General features: G+C 38.2%; 12 protein-coding genes. 4 read left to right on the forward strand and 8 right to left on the reverse strand.

Annotation, left to right across the window (positions count from 1 at the left end):
• Positions 1–52: 52 nt before the first annotated feature.
• From AN392_RS10370 to AN392_RS10390, 5 genes are all read right to left on the reverse strand, one after another.
• Positions 53–850, reverse strand: coding sequence for a class III extradiol ring-cleavage dioxygenase (locus AN392_RS10370; RefSeq protein ID WP_055012677.1), 798 nt, complete (start codon positions 848–850; stop codon positions 53–55).
• Positions 851–954: 104 nt separating this feature from the next.
• A complete protein-coding gene (rmuC, locus tag AN392_RS10375) occupies positions 955–2424 on the reverse strand; it encodes a DNA recombination protein RmuC (RefSeq protein WP_054201552.1) in 1470 nt (489 codons plus the stop codon).
• A 581-nt stretch (positions 2425–3005) separates the two neighbouring features.
• On the reverse strand, positions 3006–6152 hold the full coding sequence (locus AN392_RS10380) for a DEAD/DEAH box helicase (protein ID WP_055012678.1): 3147 nt from the start codon (positions 6150–6152) through the stop codon (positions 3006–3008).
• A gap of 415 nt (positions 6153–6567) precedes the next feature.
• Entirely contained in the window at positions 6568–7530 is a 963-nt protein-coding gene (locus AN392_RS10385) for a ParB N-terminal domain-containing protein (protein WP_008110833.1), read from the reverse strand.
• A gap of 15 nt (positions 7531–7545) precedes the next feature.
• Positions 7546–8784, reverse strand: coding sequence for an AAA family ATPase (locus tag AN392_RS10390; RefSeq protein WP_055012679.1), 1239 nt, complete (start codon positions 8782–8784; stop codon positions 7546–7548).
• A gap of 771 nt (positions 8785–9555) precedes the next feature.
• On the opposite strand from AN392_RS10390, the gene AN392_RS10395 reads away from it, so the two are divergent.
• The gene (locus AN392_RS10395; RefSeq protein ID WP_013463357.1) at positions 9556–10770 is read left to right on the forward strand and encodes a hypothetical protein; all 1215 of its coding nucleotides are present in this window, start codon (positions 9556–9558) and stop codon (positions 10768–10770) included.
• A gap of 61 nt (positions 10771–10831) precedes the next feature.
• On the opposite strand, the gene AN392_RS10400 is transcribed toward AN392_RS10395, so the two are convergent.
• Positions 10832–11707: a DNA replication terminus site-binding protein gene (locus tag AN392_RS10400; protein WP_055012680.1), complete on the reverse strand. Its 876-nt coding sequence runs from the start codon at positions 11705–11707 to the stop codon at positions 10832–10834.
• A 605-nt stretch (positions 11708–12312) separates the two neighbouring features.
• Between AN392_RS10400 and AN392_RS10405 the strand changes: the two genes are divergently transcribed.
• Complete coding sequence (locus AN392_RS10405) at positions 12313–13662, forward strand: class II 3-deoxy-7-phosphoheptulonate synthase (protein ID WP_200908280.1); 1350 nt, start codon at positions 12313–12315, stop codon at positions 13660–13662.
• 91 nt (positions 13663–13753) lie between these two features.
• On the opposite strand, the gene AN392_RS10410 is transcribed toward AN392_RS10405, so the two are convergent.
• Positions 13754–14563 (reverse strand): pyruvate, water dikinase regulatory protein, encoded by an 810-nt coding sequence (locus AN392_RS10410; protein ID WP_055012682.1) that lies wholly within the window; start codon positions 14561–14563, stop codon positions 13754–13756.
• Between the two features lie 154 nt (positions 14564–14717).
• Between AN392_RS10410 and ppsA the strand changes: the two genes are divergently transcribed.
• Positions 14718–17093 carry a phosphoenolpyruvate synthase gene (gene ppsA, locus AN392_RS10415; RefSeq protein WP_055012683.1) on the forward strand — a complete coding sequence of 792 codons (2376 nt, stop codon included), beginning with the start codon at positions 14718–14720 and terminating at the stop codon, positions 17091–17093.
• A gap of 52 nt (positions 17094–17145) precedes the next feature.
• Here ppsA and AN392_RS10420 read toward each other — a convergent pair whose 3' ends face one another.
• Positions 17146–17358, reverse strand: a complete 213-nt coding sequence (locus AN392_RS10420; protein ID WP_008108725.1) for a PGPGW domain-containing protein — start codon at positions 17356–17358, stop codon at positions 17146–17148.
• A gap of 144 nt (positions 17359–17502) precedes the next feature.
• Here AN392_RS10420 and AN392_RS10425 point away from each other — a divergent pair, with 144 nt between their 5' ends.
• On the forward strand, positions 17503–20547 hold the full coding sequence (locus tag AN392_RS10425) for an FAD-binding and (Fe-S)-binding domain-containing protein (protein ID WP_055012684.1): 3045 nt from the start codon (positions 17503–17505) through the stop codon (positions 20545–20547).
• Positions 20548–20572: the final 25 nt, after the last annotated feature.

Here is a 20572-nt window from a genome sequence, read left to right on the forward strand (position 1 = left end):
TAAATACAGTAGAACCAAAAAACACGCCTAGCAAAGTCTGGCGTGTTTTTTATTATTGCCACAAATACATACTGGCTCGCTTATTGGCAATATTTAATTCAAATACCTCAGTGCTTGCACACATAGCAGCGCCATAGCATACATGTAGCGGTAACAAGTGTTCTTCTCTGGGGTGATTAAAGCGTGCAGCTGGAGCCTGCTGCCATGCTAATAATTGCTGTTCACGCTGCTGCTCGGTTAATGTTTGATCTGCGACTGTGCTTACCAGCCAATTTTCAAATGCCTGGTTTTGCTGATTAACATCGCTTGATTGGGTAACACCAAAAGCGTGCATATTATGGAAGGTAAAGCCTGAGCCTATAATTAATAAGTTATCGTAATCAATACTTTGCAACGCTTTACCAATTTCAACATGCATTAACGGATCGAGGCTTGGGTGCAAGGATATTTGCACACAAGGAATATCGGCCTCTGGGTACATAATTTTTAACGGTACAAACATACCGTGATCAAAACCACGCTGTGAATCGAGTTTTGAGTCAATATTATGTGTTGCGAGCGCCTGCTGTACTAAATTAGCAAGTTGCGGCTGGCCAGCACAAGGGTAAGTTAATTGGTACGCCTGCTTAGGAAAACCATAGTAATCGTAAATAAGCGGCGGTGAAGAGTGCGCCGTTATACTAATTGGTTGAGCTTCCCAATGCGCGCTGACCATTAAGATAGCAGAAGGCTTTGGGATTTTAGCGGCAACTTGTTCTAAGCAGGCTCGCATTTCTGCATGGTTGAAATCACCTAGTAATGGCATTGGGCCGCCACCATGTGAAATGAAAAAAACGGTTGGGCGTTGCATGTGGTTAATCCTAAAGGACAGATATTATTATAGTGCCTGCGCAGTTAGTAAATAACTAGCCACATAAACGCACAACCTCAGTGCGCAAAAATTATGTGCGGTGTTTATTCATCAAGCTCTAAGTGAGCGCGTTCAACGCTTTCTTGAGGTAACTCTTTTTGCACCGATACACCAAGCTCCTTAAATTCTGAGGCTTGTTTAATTAAGTTACCTTTACCACGGTATAACTGAGAAAATGCTTTATCGTAGGTTTCTTTGGCTTTATCGAGCTGTTTACCCACCCCTTCCATACTAGTTAAAAAGCCGTTGAGTTTACTGTAAAAACGCTCAGCACGATTAGCCAGCTCTTTTGAATATTTAGTTTGCTCTTCAAAGCGCCATAACTGTTTAACAATATTTAAACTGGTTAGCAGGGTAGTAGGGGTAGCAACCAAAATGTTCTTTTCTATTGCTTGCTGGTAAATGTCGCTTTGGTATTTAAGTGCTTCTACAAAGGCGGATTCTATGGGTACAAACATAATAACAACCTCAGGCGAGTTTATCCCTGGTAGGCGATCATACGATTTACTGGCCAGCTCATTTATACGGGCAGTTACGGCATTTACATGCTCTTTAATCGCTTGTTGAGACTCAAGCTCTGTTTCGGCATTTACATAACGGGTATAGGCATTTAACGATGTTTTAGCATCAATCACTAAGTGTCGACCTTGAGGTAAATACACCACAACATCAGGGCGCAAACGGCCGTCTTCGGTATTAAACGACACTTCTCGCTTGTAATCGGTGCCAGCGCGCAGGCCTGCGCTATCAAGCACGTTTTCAAGCATTAACTCGCCCCAATTACCTTGGGTTTTCTTTTGCCCTTGTAAGGCATTGCTTAGCTTATCGGCCTGCTCGGTAATTGCTTGGCTTTTGGCTTGTAAATGCAGCAGCTCAGTTTTAAGTGCAGCACGTTGCTGTAAGTCTTCAACGTGAATAGACTCCATTTTATCTCTAAAGCCTTTTAGCTCACCTTGAACCGGCTTAAGTAACTGCTCTATGCTTTCTTGATTGAGGGTTTTAAATTTTTGCGACTTTTCTTCTAATATTTGGTTAGCTAAATTTTCAAATTCTTTTTTAAGCGTTTCTTTACTTTGCTCTATATGGGCGAGTTGTTCACTAAAATGCTGCTGCTTTTGCTCAAGGGTAGTGCGTATATTATTAAGCTCTACATCGCGCAGATTGTATTGCTCGCGCAGGGCGGTTAGCTCGGCTTCGGCTTTACGCCAATATTGATTATAAAGTTGGCTTTGCTTTTCTTGCTCAGTTAAACGGGTTTTAAAATGCTGAGACTGATCCCGCTGCTCTTGATGTGTAAGTCCTAATAAATCGTGCTCTTCAACCAACGCGGCATATTGGCTTTGTGTTTGCTCATGCTGGCTTTGTAATAACATTAACTGTTGTTGTTGCTCATTTACTTGGCGCTTTATTTTTTTGCTTAATTGCATTGATACAACACCACAAATAGCCATGCCTGTTATAGCGCCAGCACTTACACTTAACCAATCTAAATGGGATAAAAACGAAGTAAACATAAAATAAACTTTTAAAATTTAGTGACATGCCATCATAACGAATAACGCTCTTTAGCAGTAGGGGTAACGCACTAAATTAAGCGCATAAAAAAAGCCAGCTATTAAAGCTGGCTCAATATTACTTAATCAGTAATCAAACAGGGAAATCAACATGAAACTTGTATAACAACACATCACTACAAGCATAATAGTAGACGCGTCCTGATTAAATTAGTTCAAAATAATTTTTAAAAAAGTTGAATTTAGAGCATAAAAAAAGCCAGCTTATAAAGCTGGCTCAATATTACTAAATTAGTAATCAAACAGGGAAATCAACATGAAACTTGTATAACAACATATCAACTACAAGCACATTAATAGACCCAGCTATTATTGATTAGTTCAAAAATATTTTAAAATAAAATAGTTTAAAATATTCAGGCAAAAAAAAGCCAGCGCTGAACTGGCTGGCTTAATCATTACTATGTCTAGTAACTACTATATGGGATATCAACATGAAAACTTGGAGAAACTGCAATTTAACCAAGCTGTATTAATAGACGCCCACAATTCAAATAAGTTCAAAAAATTATTGTTAATTTTTAACTTTTAATTAAAGACAACATTTGTTGTTCATCGAACTGGGTAAAACTCATTGATTTTTCGGTAAATAATGCATCTACAAGCGCTTGTTTATCTTGCTGCATTTGAAACACCTTTTGTTCAATAGAGTTAGCCATAATCAATTTATACACAAATACCGGATTGGTTTGGCCAATACGATAAGCACGATCGGTGGCTTGCTTTTCAACAGCTGGATTCCACCACGGATCAAAATGAATAACGGTATCGGCTTGGGTTAAATTAAGCCCAGTACCGCCAGCTTTTAAGCTAATTAAAAATACCGAAGTAGTGCCACTGGTGAATTCGTCTATCACTTTATCGCGATGACGTGTTTGCCCAGTTAACATGCTAAATTTAATATTAAGTGTATTTAAGCGCTCGGCAATTAAATCAAGCGCAGAGGTAAACTGGCTAAATATAATCACTTTACGACCAAGGCTAAGCATTAAAGGTAAATGGCTTGATAACCATTCTAACTTAGCACTGGCTGCGTCGGTTTCTGGCTCAATAAGTTTAGGATGACAACAAATTTGGCGAAGTTTTAATAGTGCCTCTAAAAAAGCGAGTTTACTTTTTTGTACGCCTTGTTCGGCAAATAAATCAATGAGTTTTTCTTCAAGCGCGTGAGTTATGCCTTGGTACATATCTTTTTGTTTAGGCTCAAATTCAAACTCTTTAACAAGCTCCGTTTTTTGCGGCAGCTCTTGAGCAACTTGGGCTTTAGTACGGCGCAAAATAAACGGCATAATTAACGCTTTTAGTTGCTCTGCACGTTCAATGTTACTTTCGCGTTCAATAGGCCCTTGAAAATGCTGCTTAAAGTGCGCCTGTGAACCTAATAACGAAGGCATGGCAAAATCAAGTAACGACTTTAATTCAAATAAATTGTTTTCAATCGGGGTACCACTTAGGCAAAGCTTAAAGTCGGCATTTAAACGTTTAACTAACCGCGACACTTGTGCCGTATCATTTTTAATATACTGGGCTTCATCCAGAATGATGTTTTCAAAATACAGTGGCGAATAATAAGCAATGTCACGTTTTAATAACGGATAGGTGGTTAATATACACTGTGCCTGCGCCAAGTGTTGCAATGAATCATTACGGTGCGCACCAAAAATAGTGGTCACTTTTAAGCTTTTAGCAAACTTGTTAATTTCGTTTTGCCAATTACTTACTAAGCTTGTTGGACATACAATAAGTGTAGGCCCCGCTTGCGGAGTATTATAAGAACTGGCTAAATAGGCAATCACCTGCAAGGTTTTACCCAAGCCCATATCGTCCGCTAAAATACCACCTAACTGATTACGCTTTAAAAAGTTAAGCCAAGCCACGCCTTCTTGTTGGTATTCTCTTAGTACCACAGAATCGTGTAAGCCATGAATGGCAATATTGGGCGATAACAGCGAATCGTTATTTAGTTCATCAAGGTAACGCTCTAATGATGGGTCGTGTAACTCTACATTAATGGCTGTGTGCTGAACTAATTCAGGTAAGTATGAAAGCGGAATATTAAATTCGTCGCGCGTTTTAATAAACTCAAATCGCAATTTAAATTCAATTAATAAATTAAACGCGGCTTTATCTATAACTCCAAATTGACGACCAATAGGGTAATAATAAAACAATTCACTTTGACGATTTAACGATTCATACAGTTTATTATTTACATTAAATAAGGTGGCCACTTTGGTGTCGTTTAGCACTACTTTGCTATGCATTTGATGCCCAGCGGCTCTGTTTACATGCAGAGAGATTTTGCTTTTAGCATCGGCAACATTCACCTTACTCATTGATACTTGCCAGCCACGTTGCTTAAAGCTTGGTAACACCTCATGCGCTAACCAGTGTAAATGAATAGCCGATTCCTGACTAAAAATAAACTCGCTGTGTAAACCCCCTTTACAAAAATCAAAGCCCAAATTAACCAGCTCATTAGTAACGGTGTTTTCGAATGCACTATTTATAAGTTTTTCAGGCGCCGTACCTGCTAAGTAATTTTTATTTTTATACTTAAACGATAACGAAATAGCCATAACTGAGCCCGACATGCTAACTTTAAGCACGGCATTACTTAACGACTTTACAGGGCTACTAGGTGCATTAGTTGGGTGCGGAATAACACCGGCGCCAAAATTATCAGCAAGCTGCTTATAAATTCGGTCAAAGTTAGTATCGTGCAGTGCAGGTATGGTTTGTAGATGCGCTATTTCATCAGCACTGAGCGGCGTGCGAATACGCCCTAACTTATATTTATCTAAATCTAAATAGATAGGTGGTGTGGTTTTAATTAACGCCCAATTAGGAATTTGATCAAGATGAATTTTTAACTGAGTAACTTCTTTTTGTTTTTCCCAAACAAAGTTCAGCGGTAAGCCGGGTTGCGCTTTTATAGGTACTCGCGAACGCTGTAAAAATAATCGTTCTGTGCCTAATAATTGCTGTAACGCGTTAAAACCCCATTGTCCTTTAAGCTCAATATTACCCACCGCATTTTGCGAGCGGATCCAGCTATATAATCTAAAGTCACTTTCTAGTAAGTCGCTAGGGGTTACAAAGCTATTAAGCTGTTGTTCGGTTAAATTGCGACCTAGTGCATAGTTATTATTTTTATCGTAGTTGGCAATTTTAGGCGTTAAGAATACTTTGTTGTTTTCTATGTCTAATACAAACAGTAACACTTGCGATGGTTGAGCTTGATCGGTGTTTTTAAGCGCACTGAGTTCGCTAAACCAATCATTTATAAAATAGTCTTCGCCGTATTCACCTGAATGTTCAATTTTTAGTTTTAACAAAATTGCAGCCAAATGGCGGCATTTGGTTTTAACATTACAGGTACAGTGGGTATCGACCGAATAACCAGTTGGTAATTTGCTGATCTCAATTCGTTGGTTAAAGGCGATGCCCTTATCACCTTGTACCGTAGAATCTACCACAGAAAAATCGACATTATGTTCTAACCAGGTGATTTGACCATTCTTGTAGTAAGACTTTCCTTTAGCTAACACCGCGGGTTTAAACAATTTTTTTATGAATCGCTCAGAAAGAGGAAACTGGGTAGCCTGCTCATTTTTAATTTCTTCAAAAATAGCCATTAAATCATTTTTTGATAAGTTAGCAGACATGTTACTCAAAGTATTAAAATTTAAAAACAATTTTTCCAGTATATGCCTTATCAGCGCTGAGCTAAAGCAATATTATTTTTAAAATAGACTGGTTGGATCTGATTGGTTAGTAAAAAAATGGTTTATAGCGATTGTTTAATTTTGCCCACTAAAAAAGCACATTTAAATTACAAAATAAAAACAATCAATTAACTTTATAAGGGGGGTTTAGTTAGGAATAGATCAGGTTTTTACTAACAAGGTAGCAAATTAACCAACTAGAACAGATTTAGTTAGTAAAAATACGATCTTTGGTGGTTTATCAGGCTTTATTTGCTTTTTTTTGCCTTGATAGATCAGGTTTTTACTAACTAATTAAAGGGGCTAGATCACGATTTAACTAACATAGCCCCTTTACAGATCACGATATTACTAACTAATTAAAGGCACTTAATAGTTTAGTAAGTTGCTCTAAGCGCTTGTCTGTCATCACTTTATTATTAATTTTTATTGAAACGTCACCACTTTTAAGGTTGCGTTGCACACTAATAAAGTCGTTTTCAAGCACAGCCTCACGCTTTAATGCTGTTTTAGGCTCTGCGGTTAAATATTTAGTGATCAACATAGCGCGCTTGTCGTCGGCTTCTAAGGCGTTAACTTCATCATTGCTGGCAAGTGCAACAACTAACTCGTTAAATGCAGCCTCGTCTCGCTCCTTTGCGTTAATCAGCTTTTTAGCGACTTCTCTCCCTACATGATTAGCAGTTGGGTAAAGGGCTATAACATCGGCAGATATTTGCTCATACGCTTTGATAGCATCAGCAATCGCGGTGTGCGATACCCCTTCAATAACGGCAATTTCGCGGTACGAACCTTTTTTGCCTTGTTGAATGAGCTCATCTCGAGTTTGCTGATACGCTTGGCCTAACTCCCATAGACTAGGGGCAATGTATTGATCGGAAGAAACCGCTAACACTTTGGCATCTTGATCAGTAAAATCACTAGAACTCAAAACAAGATAGTCTGCACCAGCCAAAATACAGGCTTTACGACGTCTTGAACCTGCAAGAACGAGGCTCATATCACCTTGATCCCAAAGTAGGGCAGGGTGCTGATTGCGACCATCTTCTTTAATTGCAGGAAGTATATCGGATACCGACTTTTCGTTTAAAAGCGCTTGTACACGGCGATTTTTGCCATAAACCTGAGTCGATTTTTCAATCTCGTTATGTGCAATCACTTTACACACTAAGGTGATTTCGCGGTTAGGATCGCTTGGAGCAGGCATACGAATAACATCGCCAGCATTGGCTTGCTCTAAAAGAGCGTCTAAGCTGCTACTGCCAACAGCGGTTGCAAAGGGATCTAAGCGGGTGTCATTTTTACGTTTTTTAGCCATTTTTAGTCAACATCCTTACTTAGGCGTATTTAATTTTGATTGTGTAGATTGCCAATTTGAACGAATTAGCATTTCGAGTTCATCGACAACATCTTTGATATTTTCTTGAGCGCGCATTAACGATTCTCTACTCGCTAAACTATCAGACGCTTTTTGATCAAAAATGGTATTAAACGAGGATGAACTCGCGGTAATTGCTGAACTGTGATTAATAGGGTAACTCATAACTTGGCGACCAAAGGCACTTCTTACGTCTTTAACAATGTCACGTTGTGAGTGATTGCCTTTTACATAATTGGTAACCAAAAATTGCATAAAGTCCCAACCATCGTGACCAAGAGCTGCAACGGTATGATAAATCTCACCTAAACGTTTTAAATATTTATTATTAGCATCAAAGTCTACCGCTTCAGGATGCACTGGTATAAGCATCGCTGTAGAAGCCATTAATGCGTTATAAAACATAAAGTTAAGTGTAGGCGCTGTATCAATTAGTAAAATATCAAATTCATCTTTTACTGGCTCAATAACACGTTCTAACAACTTATGGTAATGGCGAGTTTGCTCATAGTTTGAGGTGTCTTTAAGCAAAGTTGCAGTTTCGTGTTCAAAATAAAAATCATCCATACCTGAGGGTAAAACACGAATATTAGGAATATGAGTTGGTAAAAAAGAGTTTGAAACAAATTCAGGCCAGGTTTCACTTTCTTCAAGATCAATGCAGTCACGCATTAAATCACCAACAGTAATTGGATCGGGCTCAGAAGAAGGGAAAAAGCTAGATGATGACCCCTGCGGATCTAAATCGATAATACCAATTCGGTAACGCTTGATGTTAGTAGTGGCAAGTGCTGCAGCAATATTAACCATGCTCGTTGTTTTTCCACAACCACCTTTTAGTGAATTAATAACAATAACTTGGAGTTTGTCTGTTGGTGCACGATGATCGGGTTTTATGTCCATGATATCGGCCATGGCAAAAATATTAACCAATGTATAAGCGTAATGACCGTTTGCACCGCGTTTTATGTTTAAATCGTCAAAGTCACCATTGTCATGGCGTCTTTTTAAGGTACGATTATTACAACCAAGTAAATCAGCAGCGGCTTTTTGGGTGTAGGTTCTTAATTCTTTTTCTTCAGATTTAAGATGGGCGCGGTAATGTTGAATACGTCCTTCTAGTGATTTTTCAGCAACTTCTGCGGTTGCTTTCAAAAGTCGGTAGGTATCTAGCGCATTATTGTTGATAGACATACTTTATTCCTCAAAGTTAGGCGTTTAGTATAATGTCCATTCAATTAGCTGTAAACAACTATTTAAGACGACATGTGTTTTAAATACATGACATCTAAAATAATTTTACGCCTTTAATATTGCTTAGTATAAATAAAGAAGTTTAAGTATGGTTAAATATATAAGGTATTAAAGGCTAAGGGCTTAAAATTATCATTTAACTACATGATTTACATGAATAATACTTAAAAAAGTGGATCAGCATTGTACGTGGTTAAGATCAGATCCTTATCTACTGGCAGATCACCTTTATACTAAGCAAATATTTAGCATCTTAGTTACGCACAGGTTAAGCACTGAGTTACTCACAAAAGCATCGCTATAGATCATGTTTTTACTAAGTAAATTATAAAGTTATGCACCCACCAACAGAGATAATAAGCGGTTTAATTAGTATAGATCTGATCTGTAGTAAGTACAGATCAGATCTATGATAACTCGAACTAAGCTTATCCACAGGCAACAAATTTTTTGTTTAATTTGTCGTGCTAAATATCAAAAAAAACACTTTGCAATGGACAAATTTATTATTCAGTTAGTAAAAATTCGGTTTATTAAAGCCTTGTTAGTATAAATGTGATCTGAAACCTTCTGTTTTGACTTTTGCTTAGTAAAATACTGATCTGAGCATTTTATTTGAAGTCAGATCACTTTTATACTAACTTAAACATTTAACTTTTGTGGCTTTATGTGTTGTTATTAGCTGTCACAATAAAAACGGAAATAAAAACCATGAGCCGAAAGGTCAACATCTCGGTAGATAACTTGCCCGATACACTTAGGGGCCAAATTCACGGGGTGGAAAGTGCAATTGATAACGAAAGCCTAGCACTATTTACAGATAATAAAGATGTGCGAATTTCGATAGAAAATGCAGCCCATGGGTTACGCGCTTACTCTAACACATTTAACCATTATGATCTGTGGGGACGCTTTGTTCGCTCAGGACATAAAAAGCTGCCACTTGAAGAAGCCCCTAAAAAAACCATTATTACGCGTAAGATATCTGAGAAAGTAGACGGTATTTTATACGATGGTGAAATTAAAATAACACCGGCTGTGGTAAGTACTCGTAAAGATGGTGAAGACGTTGAATACCTAGTTTGGCCATCAGACAGAGAAGAAAAAGTTGAGCGTGCACTAATTCGCCTTGCTTCAAAAGGTAAAATAGTAAAAATTAATTTTAAGTCCGGTATTCAATATGCCGTTGTGTTTTCTATGAACGAATTAGCACAAGAACTTAAAGCGGTTGGTCAGTCTATGCCTTATCCGCAAATTAAAGAATCGCTTGAAGCATTGCAAGGTTCAAAACTTTCATTTAAATATTCTGCAACCGACACTAAAAATTCTGATATTGATGATTCGTTTTACGAGTCGAACATGAACTTTTTGTCGTCTTTACACTTTAGCGGTAAAAAAGGCCAAGGCGGAAATGTTAAATGTGTGGCGTGTTTAAATGCGTTTGTTCATAACATGATCGATAACCTTGAATATAAGGGCTATTATTTTAATAGTGCTCAAGAATTAAAGCGCGGATTATCGCGTTGGATGATGTTACGTTTGTATCACTTATGGCGTTATGCTGCCCCAGGAAAAACGTATCATTTTAGATTGTTGTCTATTATGGAAAAATACGGCTCTATTTATTCAACCGATGATATTACCGAAAATAAATTAAAAGCACTGCGTCGTGATATGACCACCACGATGAAAGACTTAATTGAAAAAGGGGCAATATCTGAGTACAGCATTACCAATGTAAAAGATGATAAAACGGGTAATATTGTAGATTACACCTATGAAATGCATCCATCTGATCAGTTTTGTGATGAAATTCTGGCATTAAATAAACACAACAAGCGGATAGAGATACAAGGTGGTAAACGCATTGTTGAAAATGCAGTATTAATTGATGAAGATAAGCTGGAAGAAATTGTAGAAAAATAATTATATTAATTTTTACCAGTAGTTATATTAAAGGCCACATAATGTGGCCTTTTTAACATAATTACTTTGTTACTTGTTCTAAATATAAACGGTCTACCAGAAAGTCATACTCACGTTTTCGTGGATGTGATAACGGTTTTTCGTAACTCGGCAGTTGGCCATACTTCACATCGGGTTGTGGGTTTATAAGAATAAAAGGTAAGGCTGCACTAACATGGTAACGATTTTGAGCCGTGTATCTAACATTAACTTGTGGGCTAACTCGGGTAGGGCGCCTAATTCGTAATTTTTCTTTTTCACCTAAGCTGGCAACCCGAACTTGTTCTTGAGCAACCAATGATTGCCACTTTTGCTGATCAATCATTCTTGGGTTTTTATACCCAGCGGATTTTTCAAGCATTTCAAGAGCCATCTTCTTTGTGAGTGTTTTAGTGGCGTGTTTATGCATCCAAGTAAAACGAACTGAAAAAGGGGATTCGCTTTCGCTATGAATTTTACGATAAGCGGCAAGCGTAATTAAATTTGGCATAGCATTATGCACGGCTTCAAATCGAGCATCATTATTGTCTATCGCTAAAATACAATTTTTAAATGCCGCTTTTGCATTATTAACTTGAGCAATGCGATCAATGATGGCTTGTTTGTTAGCATCTTGTATTATTAATAAACCAGGGTGGCGTTTTAATACGCGACTACTCAGCCCAGGCTTTTTATACATATCAGAAAAAGAATTTAAAATAGCCTTATGTGCTAGCTCTCCTGTAATTTTAGATACTGCAATCGACTCGGGAATTATATTTTCATCCACACTGCTTATTTCAGGTAGTTGATAATATTCGGCCTTAGCAAATCCACATTCTTTAAGCTCTTCAATTAACCTAAGCGTTAACTCATTGAGTAAATCAAACTGGCTTCTAATTTGTACTTTTGTAACCATAACACCACCAAGAACACATCTTACTATTACACTATTTTCGCAAATAACCTTTTGCTTTGGTAGTTTTATATTTAAATATTACTCAATTGTTCAGATCAAATCTTTATTTAAATTAAGTATGATGTGTTCTTTACTGTTGGTATGAACATTTAAATAATAATATTTTCTAACTTACTAATAGTTATATATAAACGCAGTATAAAGGAGTGGGTATAAACCAGCAGAACTACTCAGCTAGCATATATATTCGAAACTACATAACTGACGGCAGATATATTTAATTTTAACTGTAAAGTTAAGAATACGTATAGGCAATTTAAGTATGATGTGTTCCTACGTTTAACATTATCTTAAACAGCTTAGCTAAGTGGCTACAAGCAAAGCTAAATAAATACCACTCTTACTATATATCTTATTGTTTTTTAATGCTTTACGTTTTTTTATTTAAAAATTTATTATCAATAAAACAGCCAAATCTGGGCTTGCAGTCCTATTTATATTTACCTAATAACTAAATAATTGGTAAATAGTGTATTTAGTCCTTGAACAAAGGACGCTGCATACGTTAATTTCAATACATCAGGTAATAGGAATGAGGAATGAACATGCAATCGTGGAACCCAAATAGCTGGAGAGAACTGCCAATACTGCAGCAGCCACAGTACCCAGATCAAGACGTATTAAAATCAGTAGAAGGCCAGCTTAAAAGTGCACCGCCTCTAGTATTTGCAGAAGAAACCAGAAGTTTGTTTAAACAACTTGAAGATGTGTGTGAAGGCCGTGCATTTTTACTTCAAGGTGGTGACTGCGCTGAATCATTCAGTGACTTTAACGCAGCAAATATTCGCGATACATTTAAGACCATTTTACAAATGGCTGTAGTACTAACCTATGGCGGTAAATGCCCAGTAGTTAAGATTGCACGTATGGCAGGTCAATATGCTAAGCCACGTTCAGCCGACTTAGAAACAATAAACGGCGTTTCGTTACCATCTTACCGTGGTGATATAGTAAATAACTTTGAGTTTACTGAAGAAGCACGAATTCCAGACCCCCAACGTTTAATGACCGCTTATCATCACAGTGCGGCAACACTCAACTTACTACGTGCTTTTGCACAAGGTGGGCTTGCTGACTTACATCAGGTTAACCGTTGGAACATGGGCTTTGTTGCTGCTAATCCACAAAAAGCGAAATACCAACAGCTTGCAGACAAAATTCAAGACGCACTAGAATTTATGGAAGTATGTGGTATCAATTCCACTATAGCGCCAAGTTTAAAAGAAACAGATTTATACACCTCACACGAAGCGTTATTGCTAGGCTATGAAGAGGCATTAACCCGTAGAGACCATTTATCAGGTGACTGGTACGATTGTTCTGCCCACTTTGTATGGATTGGTGAGCGTACACGTCAATTAGACCATGCTCATATTGAATTCTTTAAAGGTATTAAAAATCCAATTGGCGTTAAAGTTGGTCCAGGTATGGATCCTGACGAACTTATCCGTTTAATTGATGCGCTAAACCCAGATAACATTCCTGGTCGATTAACGCTCATAACTCGCATGGGTGCAGACGTATTACCAGAGAAGCTCCCGGCGCTAGTGCGTAAAGTACAGCAAGAAGGGCGTAAAGTAATTTGGAGCTCAGATCCAATGCATGGCAATACAGAAAAAGCCAGCTCAGGTTATAAAACTCGCAGCTTTGATAACATTATGCGCGAAATTAGTCAGTTCTTCGCTGTTCACAAAGCTGAAGGCTCATACGCAGGCGGTGTTCATTTAGAAATGACCGGACAACACGTTACTGAATGTACCGGCGGTGCATATGGTTTATCGGATGATGACTTAGCGCAGCGTTACAAAACTCAATGCGACCCACGCTTAAATGCCGATCAAGTATTGGAGCTTGGCTTTTTAGTTGCAGACCTTTTAAAAGATGCGCGTAAATAATACGCCTTCTTAATATGTTAAAAGCCGCTATTATTTAGCGGCTTTTTTGTGTGCTGAGTGTCATTACATGCTTAAATCACATGTTAGTTTGTTAGTACTTACGACGTTCAAGACCTGTATCAGAAATGATTTTTGCTGAGATTTCTTCGACAGAGTGATGGGTAGAATTTAAATGGGCAATTTTATGCTTTTTATACAGCATTTCTACTTCACGCACTTCAATACGACACTGCCTGATTGATGCGTATTTTGAATTTGCCATGCGTCTATCTCTGATTGCAGCCAGTCTCTCAGGGTCAATAGTTAAACCAAACAGTTTATGCTTATAAGGCACTAAGCATTTTGGTAATCCTTCGCTTTCTAAATCGTCTTCGGTGATTGGATAATTGGCTGCTTTAATACCATATTGCAGGGCTAAATATAGACTTGTCGGTGTTTTACCACTTCGGCTAACGCCAACCAAAATAATGTCAGCCTCAGCAAAGTTTTTAATATTACCGCCGTCATCATTCATTAAAGCATAGTTAACTGCATCAATTCTAAAGTCATAACTTTTCTCGTGTATAGAGTGTGTTCTGTGCACTTTAGGTACTGGGGCAACGTTCAATTCGCTTTCAATTTTTTCACTATAGGTTGTTAAAAAGTCATACGAGACGGCATCTGCAGAGCGAATAATTTCCGATAATTTATGATTCACAAAGGTAAAAAACACTAATGGTTTTTCACCTTGCTTAGATGACGTTGCATTGATAAGCGCTTTAATTTCAAGTGCTTTTTCTTCTGTTTCTACAAAAGGGATTGTTTTATGATTAAATTCAACAGGAAATAAAGACAAGGTCGCATGACCAAACACTTCAGATGTGATTGCCGTGCCATCTGAAATATAAAACGCAGTTCTCATAAAGCCTCTTTTTTATTACATTTAATTTTAAAATAAGTGTATCACGGTTTACGTGAGGACGTTTGCCAGTGTAGAATGGGGGCGACCTTTATAAAAGGTTTTCTTTCTTAACTCTCACAGTTAGTACTACAATTTGTTTTTTGGAGAAAGATCCGTGCAAGAATACGTTCTCTGGTATCAAGAGCTTGGTATGCAAGATGTTCCTCGAGTTGGTGGTAAAAATGCCTCACTTGGTGAAATGATTTCAAACTTAGCTAACGCAGGTGTGCAAGTCCCAGGTGGTTTTGCTACTACCTCAGACGCTTTTAACGAGTTTTTAGAACAATCAGGACTCAACGCAAAAATTCACGACATTCTAGATACTCTTGATGTTGATGATGTAAACACACTCGCCAAAGTCGGCGCCGATATCCGTCAGTGGATTATCGATACCCCATTCCAACCTAATCTAGATAAAGCAATCCGCGACGCATATAGCCAACTTCATGGTGATGCCGCTGCAGATGTTTCATTCGCTGTTCGTTCATCAGCTACTGCTGAAGATATGCCAGACGCCTCGTTTGCAGGCCAACAAGAAACGTTCTTAAACGTTGTTGGTATTGATTCTGTAATGACAGCTATTAAACACGTATTCGCTTCGTTATTTAACGACCGCGCTATTTCTTATCGTGTTCACCAAGGCTACGATCACCGTGGTGTTGCGTTATCAGCGGGTATTCAACGCATGGTACGCTCTGATAAATCATCATCAGGTGTTATGTTCAGTATCGATACTGAATCGGGCTTTGAAGATGTAGTGTTTATCACATCAAGCTATGGTTTGGGTGAAATGGTTGTACAGGGTGCGGTTAACCCTGATGAATTTTATGTTCATAAACCAACGCTACTTAAAAACAAGCCAGCTGTAGTACGTCGTAATATTGGCTCTAAAGCCATTCAAATGATTTACTCACAAGACAAAGCTCACGGCAAACAAGTAGAAATTGTTGATGTAGACCCAGCACTTTCAAACAATTTTTCGATTACAGATGAAGAAGTGCAAGATCTTGCCAAACAAGCTGTAATCATTGAAAAACATTACGGTCGTCCAATGGACATCGAATGGGCAAAAGATGGTAACGATGGCAAACTATATATAGTTCAGGCGCGTCCAGAAACAGTTCGTTCAAACGAAGACACTAACGTAATGGAACGCTTCCAACTTAATGGCAGCAGCAATGTTGTTGTTGAAGGCCGTGCAATTGGTCATAAAATTGGTAGTGGTGTTGTGCGCGTACTTGATTCAATCAAAGAGATGGACCAAGTACAAGTAGGTGACATTTTAGTTACCGACATGACTGACCCAGACTGGGAACCTATTATGAAACGTGCGGCTGCGATTGTTACAAATCGTGGTGGCCGTACATGTCATGCTGCAATTATTGCACGTGAGTTAGGTATTCCAGCCGTTGTTGGTTGTGGTAATGCAACAGACTTAATTAAAGCTGGTCAGGAAGTTACTATATCATGTGCCGAAGGCGATACTGGTTTCATCTATGAGGGTATTTTAGACTTTGAAGTACTTACTTCACGTGTTGACGAAATGCCTGAACTTCCAATGAAAGTAATGATGAACGTAGGTAACCCAGATCGCGCATTCGATTTTGCACGTTTACCACATTCAGGTGTTGGCCTTGCGCGCGTTGAGTTTATCATCAACCGTATGATTGGTGTTCACCCTAAAGCCTTATTAAACTTTGATGCACAAACAGATGCATTAAAAGCAGAAATCACAGACATGATTGCCGGTTACGAATCACCTGTTGAATTCTATATTGGTAAACTAGTTGAAGGTATTTCTACCTTAGGTTGTGCGTTTGCTCCAGAGCGTGTAATTGTTCGTATGTCTGATTTTAAATCAAACGAATACGCAAACTTAGTGGGCGGCCAGCAATACGAGCCAGAAGAAGAAAACCCAATGATTGGTTTCCGTGGCGCTGCACGTTATATCTCTGAAGACTTCCGTGATTGTTTTGCACTTGAGTGTGAAGCTATAAAACGCGTAAGAAACAGCATGGATATGACCAATATCGAAATCATGATCCCATTCGTACGTACCCTTGAAGAAGGTAAACGCGTTATTGAATTACTTGAAGAACATGGCCTTAAACGTGGCGAAAATGGTCTTAAAGTAATCATGATGTGTGAGCTTCCGTCAAACGCATTAATGGCTGAAGAATTTTTAGAATACTTTGATGGTTTCTCTATCGGTTCTAACGATTTAACTCAGTTAACGCTTGGTCTTGACCGCGATTCAGGTTTAATTGCTCACCTATTTGATGAGCGTGACCCTGCAATCAAAAAGCTACTTTCTATGGCAATTAAAACAGCCAAAGAAAAAGGTAAATATGTAGGTATTTGTGGTCAAGGTCCTTCAGATCATGAAGACTTTGCAGCATGGTTAGTAGAGCAGGGCATTGACTCTGTTTCGCTAAACCCAGATACAGTACTAGAAACATGGTTATACTTAGCAGACAAACTTGCTAAGTAAGTTACCTCGTTAAAAAATGCCAGCAACTGCTGGCATTTTTTATGACTAAAAATTAATTTTTTGCTAATTTTTTATCTAAATAGGCACATGAACGAGTCAGTGCTTTTTGACACCAAGTTAAATACCCTCTTGCTTTAGGGTAATACATAGAAAAGCAGAATAAGCCTGCAATAAAAAATATTAACGATGGCCCTGGCACCACAGCAAACAATAATCCGAGTAAAATAAACAGTGTTCCGCTGATCTGCATTAGTAGTTTTTTCATATAAACCTCATAGTAGGCGTTTAACTTGATTATAATTGCAGCTGCTCATATATCGATAAAAAGAGTGTTACAAACTGTAAAATCTTCAATTTCTATTAGCCATCGCCATGATATAATTACACAAATGCATTAATAAGCGCCGCCATGATAGCAACTATTACACAACAAGATGCCGCGACCGAGCTTGTCGCAAATTATTTAAATACTATAAAAAATCAAGGGTTTACTGGAGATACAGACGCAAGTTATGCAACCAGACTCACAGCGTCAACCGATAACAGTATTTACCAGCAGCTTCCGCAAGGTGTTATTTTTCCTAAAAGCGAAAAAGACATTCAAGTTGCTCTGCAAATAGCATCGCAAGACCCTTTTTTATCGTTAACTTTTGGTCCTCGCGGTGGCGGCACAGGAACAAATGGTCAATCTTTAACGCCTGGTATTGTGGTTGATTTATCACGTTATATGCGTGAAATCCTCGAGATAAATGTTGAAGAAGGTTGGGTACGAGTTCAAACCGGTGTGATAAAAGATCAACTTAACGACTTTTTAAAACCGTATGGATTTTTCTTTTCACCCGATTTATCTACCAGTAACCGCGCCACTATTGGCGGCATGATCAGTACTGATGCATCGGGGCAAGGCTCCTTAGTTTATGGCAAAACCAGCGACCATGTTTTAGGGCTAACCACCTATTTAGTTGATGGCACTGCAATGTCTACCAGTCCAATAGACATTGAAAAAGCAAAAATAATTGCCGATCAGGAATCCTTAATTGGCAAACTCTACAAAACAGTATTAGACATATCACTTAATGAACGCGACGCTATATTAGCCAAATTTCCACGGTTAAATAGATTTTTAACCGGTTATGACCTAGAGCATGTGCTAAGTGAAGACTTACAAACTTTTGATATGAGCCGCTTAATAACCGGATCAGAAGGCTCTTTAGGCATAGTTACTGAAGCAAAATTAAACCTAACACCTATCGCAGAATTTAAAACCCTCATAAATATAAAATATGACAGTTTTGATTCTGCGCTTCGCCATTCACCATTTTTAGTTGATGCCCGCGCAACTTCAGTTGAAACCGTTGACAGCAAAGTATTAAATCTTGCCCGCGAAGATATTATTTGGCATTCAGTATCGGACTTAATAACCGACGTTGCTAATAAAGATATGCAAGGACTCAACATGGTTGAGTTTAATGCCGTATCACCAGAAGACATAAAAGACAAAGTAGACACATTATGTAAATTATTAGATGAGTGTGTAGCTAACCAAACTAATGGCGTTATTGGCTATCAGTTAACCAGTGATAAAAGCGATATACTGAAAATTTATGCAATGCGTAAAAAATCAGTGGGTTTACTCGGTAATGTAAAAGGCAGCCAAAAACCTCTCGCGTTTGCAGAAGACACCGCCGTTCCACCAGAAAATTTAGCCGATTATATTGTTGAATTTAGAGCGCTACTCGATAGCCATAAATTACAATACGGTATGTTTGGGCATGTCGATGCTGGCGTTTTACATGTTAGGCCGGCACTGGATATGTGCGACCCAGAACAAGAAAAATTACTGCGTACTATTTCAGATGAAGTAGTAAAACTCACCGCAAAATACGGTGGTTTAATGTGGGGCGAGCACGGTAAAGGCTACAGAAGTGAATACGGTCCTGAATTTTTTGGTGAGCATTTATTTACACAATTAAGAAAAATAAAATCGGCCTTCGATCCAAACAACAAAATAAATCCAGGTAAAATATGTACCCCACTTGAAAGTGAATACTCACTAGTTAGCGTTGATGGGCAAAAGCGCTCTTACTTCGACAAGAAAATTTCAATTGATGTTAAGACCAGTTTCAACAATGCAATGACCTGTAATGGTAACGGCTTATGTTTTAATTATGATGAAAACTCGCCAATGTGCCCGTCGTATAAAGTAACTGGCGATCGCCGTAATTCGCCAAAAGGTCGAGCAGGGCTAATGCGTGAATGGTTACGTCTTCAAGAGTCAAAAGATGTTAATTTACTTGAGGTAGAAAAAGAACTTAACAAAGGTGAAGTCATTACTTGGTGGGAGCGCTTTGTTCATAGCAGAGAGAAAAAACAAGGCGTTTACGATTTTTCGCATGAAGTAAAAGCCTCAATGGATGAATGTTTAGCGTGTAAAGCGTGTACTACGGCTTGCCCAATTAAAGTAGATGTGCCAACTTTCCGTGCCCGTTTTTTAAATTATTATCACAGTTATTATGCCCGACCACTTAAAGATTACTTAGTGGGTAATATAGAAAACAGCGCACCGTTAATGGCAAAATTTGCTAGGGTTATTAATCCAATTGTAAAAACATCATTAGTTAGTGGCCTCATTAAAAAAACGGTAGGCTATGTTGATACCCCTCAGCTAAGTATTCCTGCACTCAACAAACGTGTAAACAAAGCGCAAAAATTTAATTTAGAATTACTTAAAAAACTAAGTACCGATGAGCAAAATGATTATGTACTCATTGTTCAAGACCCATTCACCAGCTTTTACGAAGCAGAATTGGTTGAGAGTTTTATTACACTAATTACTCAGCTTGGAAAAAAACCAATGCTGTTACCCTTTAAACCCAATGGCAAACCTCAGCACGTGAAAGGTTTTTTGCATGAATTTAAGCTAACGGCAAAAAATGCTGCAGAGTTTTTAAATCAGCTTAATGATATTAATGCACCGCTAGTTGGTTTAGATGCGTCGTTAGTGATGTGTTATCGCGATGAATATAATACAATTTTAGAAAATAACCGTGGCGATTTTAATGTGCAACTTGCGCATGAATGGTTAGAAACACAATCGTTCAGTGCTTTAGAAGCTAAACAAATAAATACTGAATTTACCTTATTAAGTCACTGTACCGAAACGACTGCATTACCAAAAGCCGCAAGTGTGTGGAAAAATATTTTTGATCAGCTTGGTTTAACATTAAACACCACAAGTACTGGGTGTTGTGGTATGGCCGGCACTTATGGTCATGAAGCACAAAACCAAGCAAACTCCAAAGCACTTTATGAAATGAGTTGGAAACCTATCGTTGATAAAAATAAACCTGAGCAACTTTTATCAACTGGCTTTTCATGTCGTAGCCAAGTAAAACGTTATGAAAAATTTAAGCCTAAGCATCCAATAGAGCTACTGGCAAAAGTACTTAGTTAATGATTTAACTAAGTAAGCTGTAAAA

This window comes from Pseudoalteromonas sp. P1-16-1b (assembly GCF_001401785.1).
Taxonomy (GTDB): Bacteria; Pseudomonadota; Gammaproteobacteria; order Enterobacterales; family Alteromonadaceae; genus Pseudoalteromonas; species Pseudoalteromonas undina.

Excerpts from the sequence above, each read along its gene's own strand:
- AN392_RS10410 (WP_055012682.1), bottom strand. The coding sequence starts at position 14,563 with ATGAGAACTGCGTTTTATATTTCAGATGGCACGGCAATCACATCTGAA.
- AN392_RS10420 (WP_008108725.1), bottom strand. The coding sequence starts at position 17,358 with ATGAAAAAACTACTAATGCAGATCAGCGGAACACTGTTTATTTTACTC.
- AN392_RS10390 (WP_055012679.1), bottom strand. The coding sequence starts at position 8,784 with ATGTCTATCAACAATAATGCGCTAGATACCTACCGACTTTTGAAAGCA.
- AN392_RS10385 (WP_008110833.1), bottom strand. The coding sequence starts at position 7,530 with ATGGCTAAAAAACGTAAAAATGACACCCGCTTAGATCCCTTTGCAACC.
- AN392_RS10380 (WP_055012678.1), bottom strand. The coding sequence starts at position 6,152 with ATGTCTGCTAACTTATCAAAAAATGATTTAATGGCTATTTTTGAAGAA.
- AN392_RS10370 (WP_055012677.1), bottom strand. The coding sequence starts at position 850 with ATGCAACGCCCAACCGTTTTTTTCATTTCACATGGTGGCGGCCCAATG.
- AN392_RS10395 (WP_013463357.1), top strand. The coding sequence starts at position 9,556 with ATGAGCCGAAAGGTCAACATCTCGGTAGATAACTTGCCCGATACACTT.
- AN392_RS10400 (WP_055012680.1), bottom strand. The coding sequence starts at position 11,707 with ATGGTTACAAAAGTACAAATTAGAAGCCAGTTTGATTTACTCAATGAG.
- rmuC (WP_054201552.1), bottom strand. The coding sequence starts at position 2,424 with ATGTTTACTTCGTTTTTATCCCATTTAGATTGGTTAAGTGTAAGTGCT.
- AN392_RS10425 (WP_055012684.1), top strand. The coding sequence starts at position 17,503 with ATGATAGCAACTATTACACAACAAGATGCCGCGACCGAGCTTGTCGCA.
- AN392_RS10405 (WP_200908280.1), top strand. The coding sequence starts at position 12,313 with ATGCAATCGTGGAACCCAAATAGCTGGAGAGAACTGCCAATACTGCAG.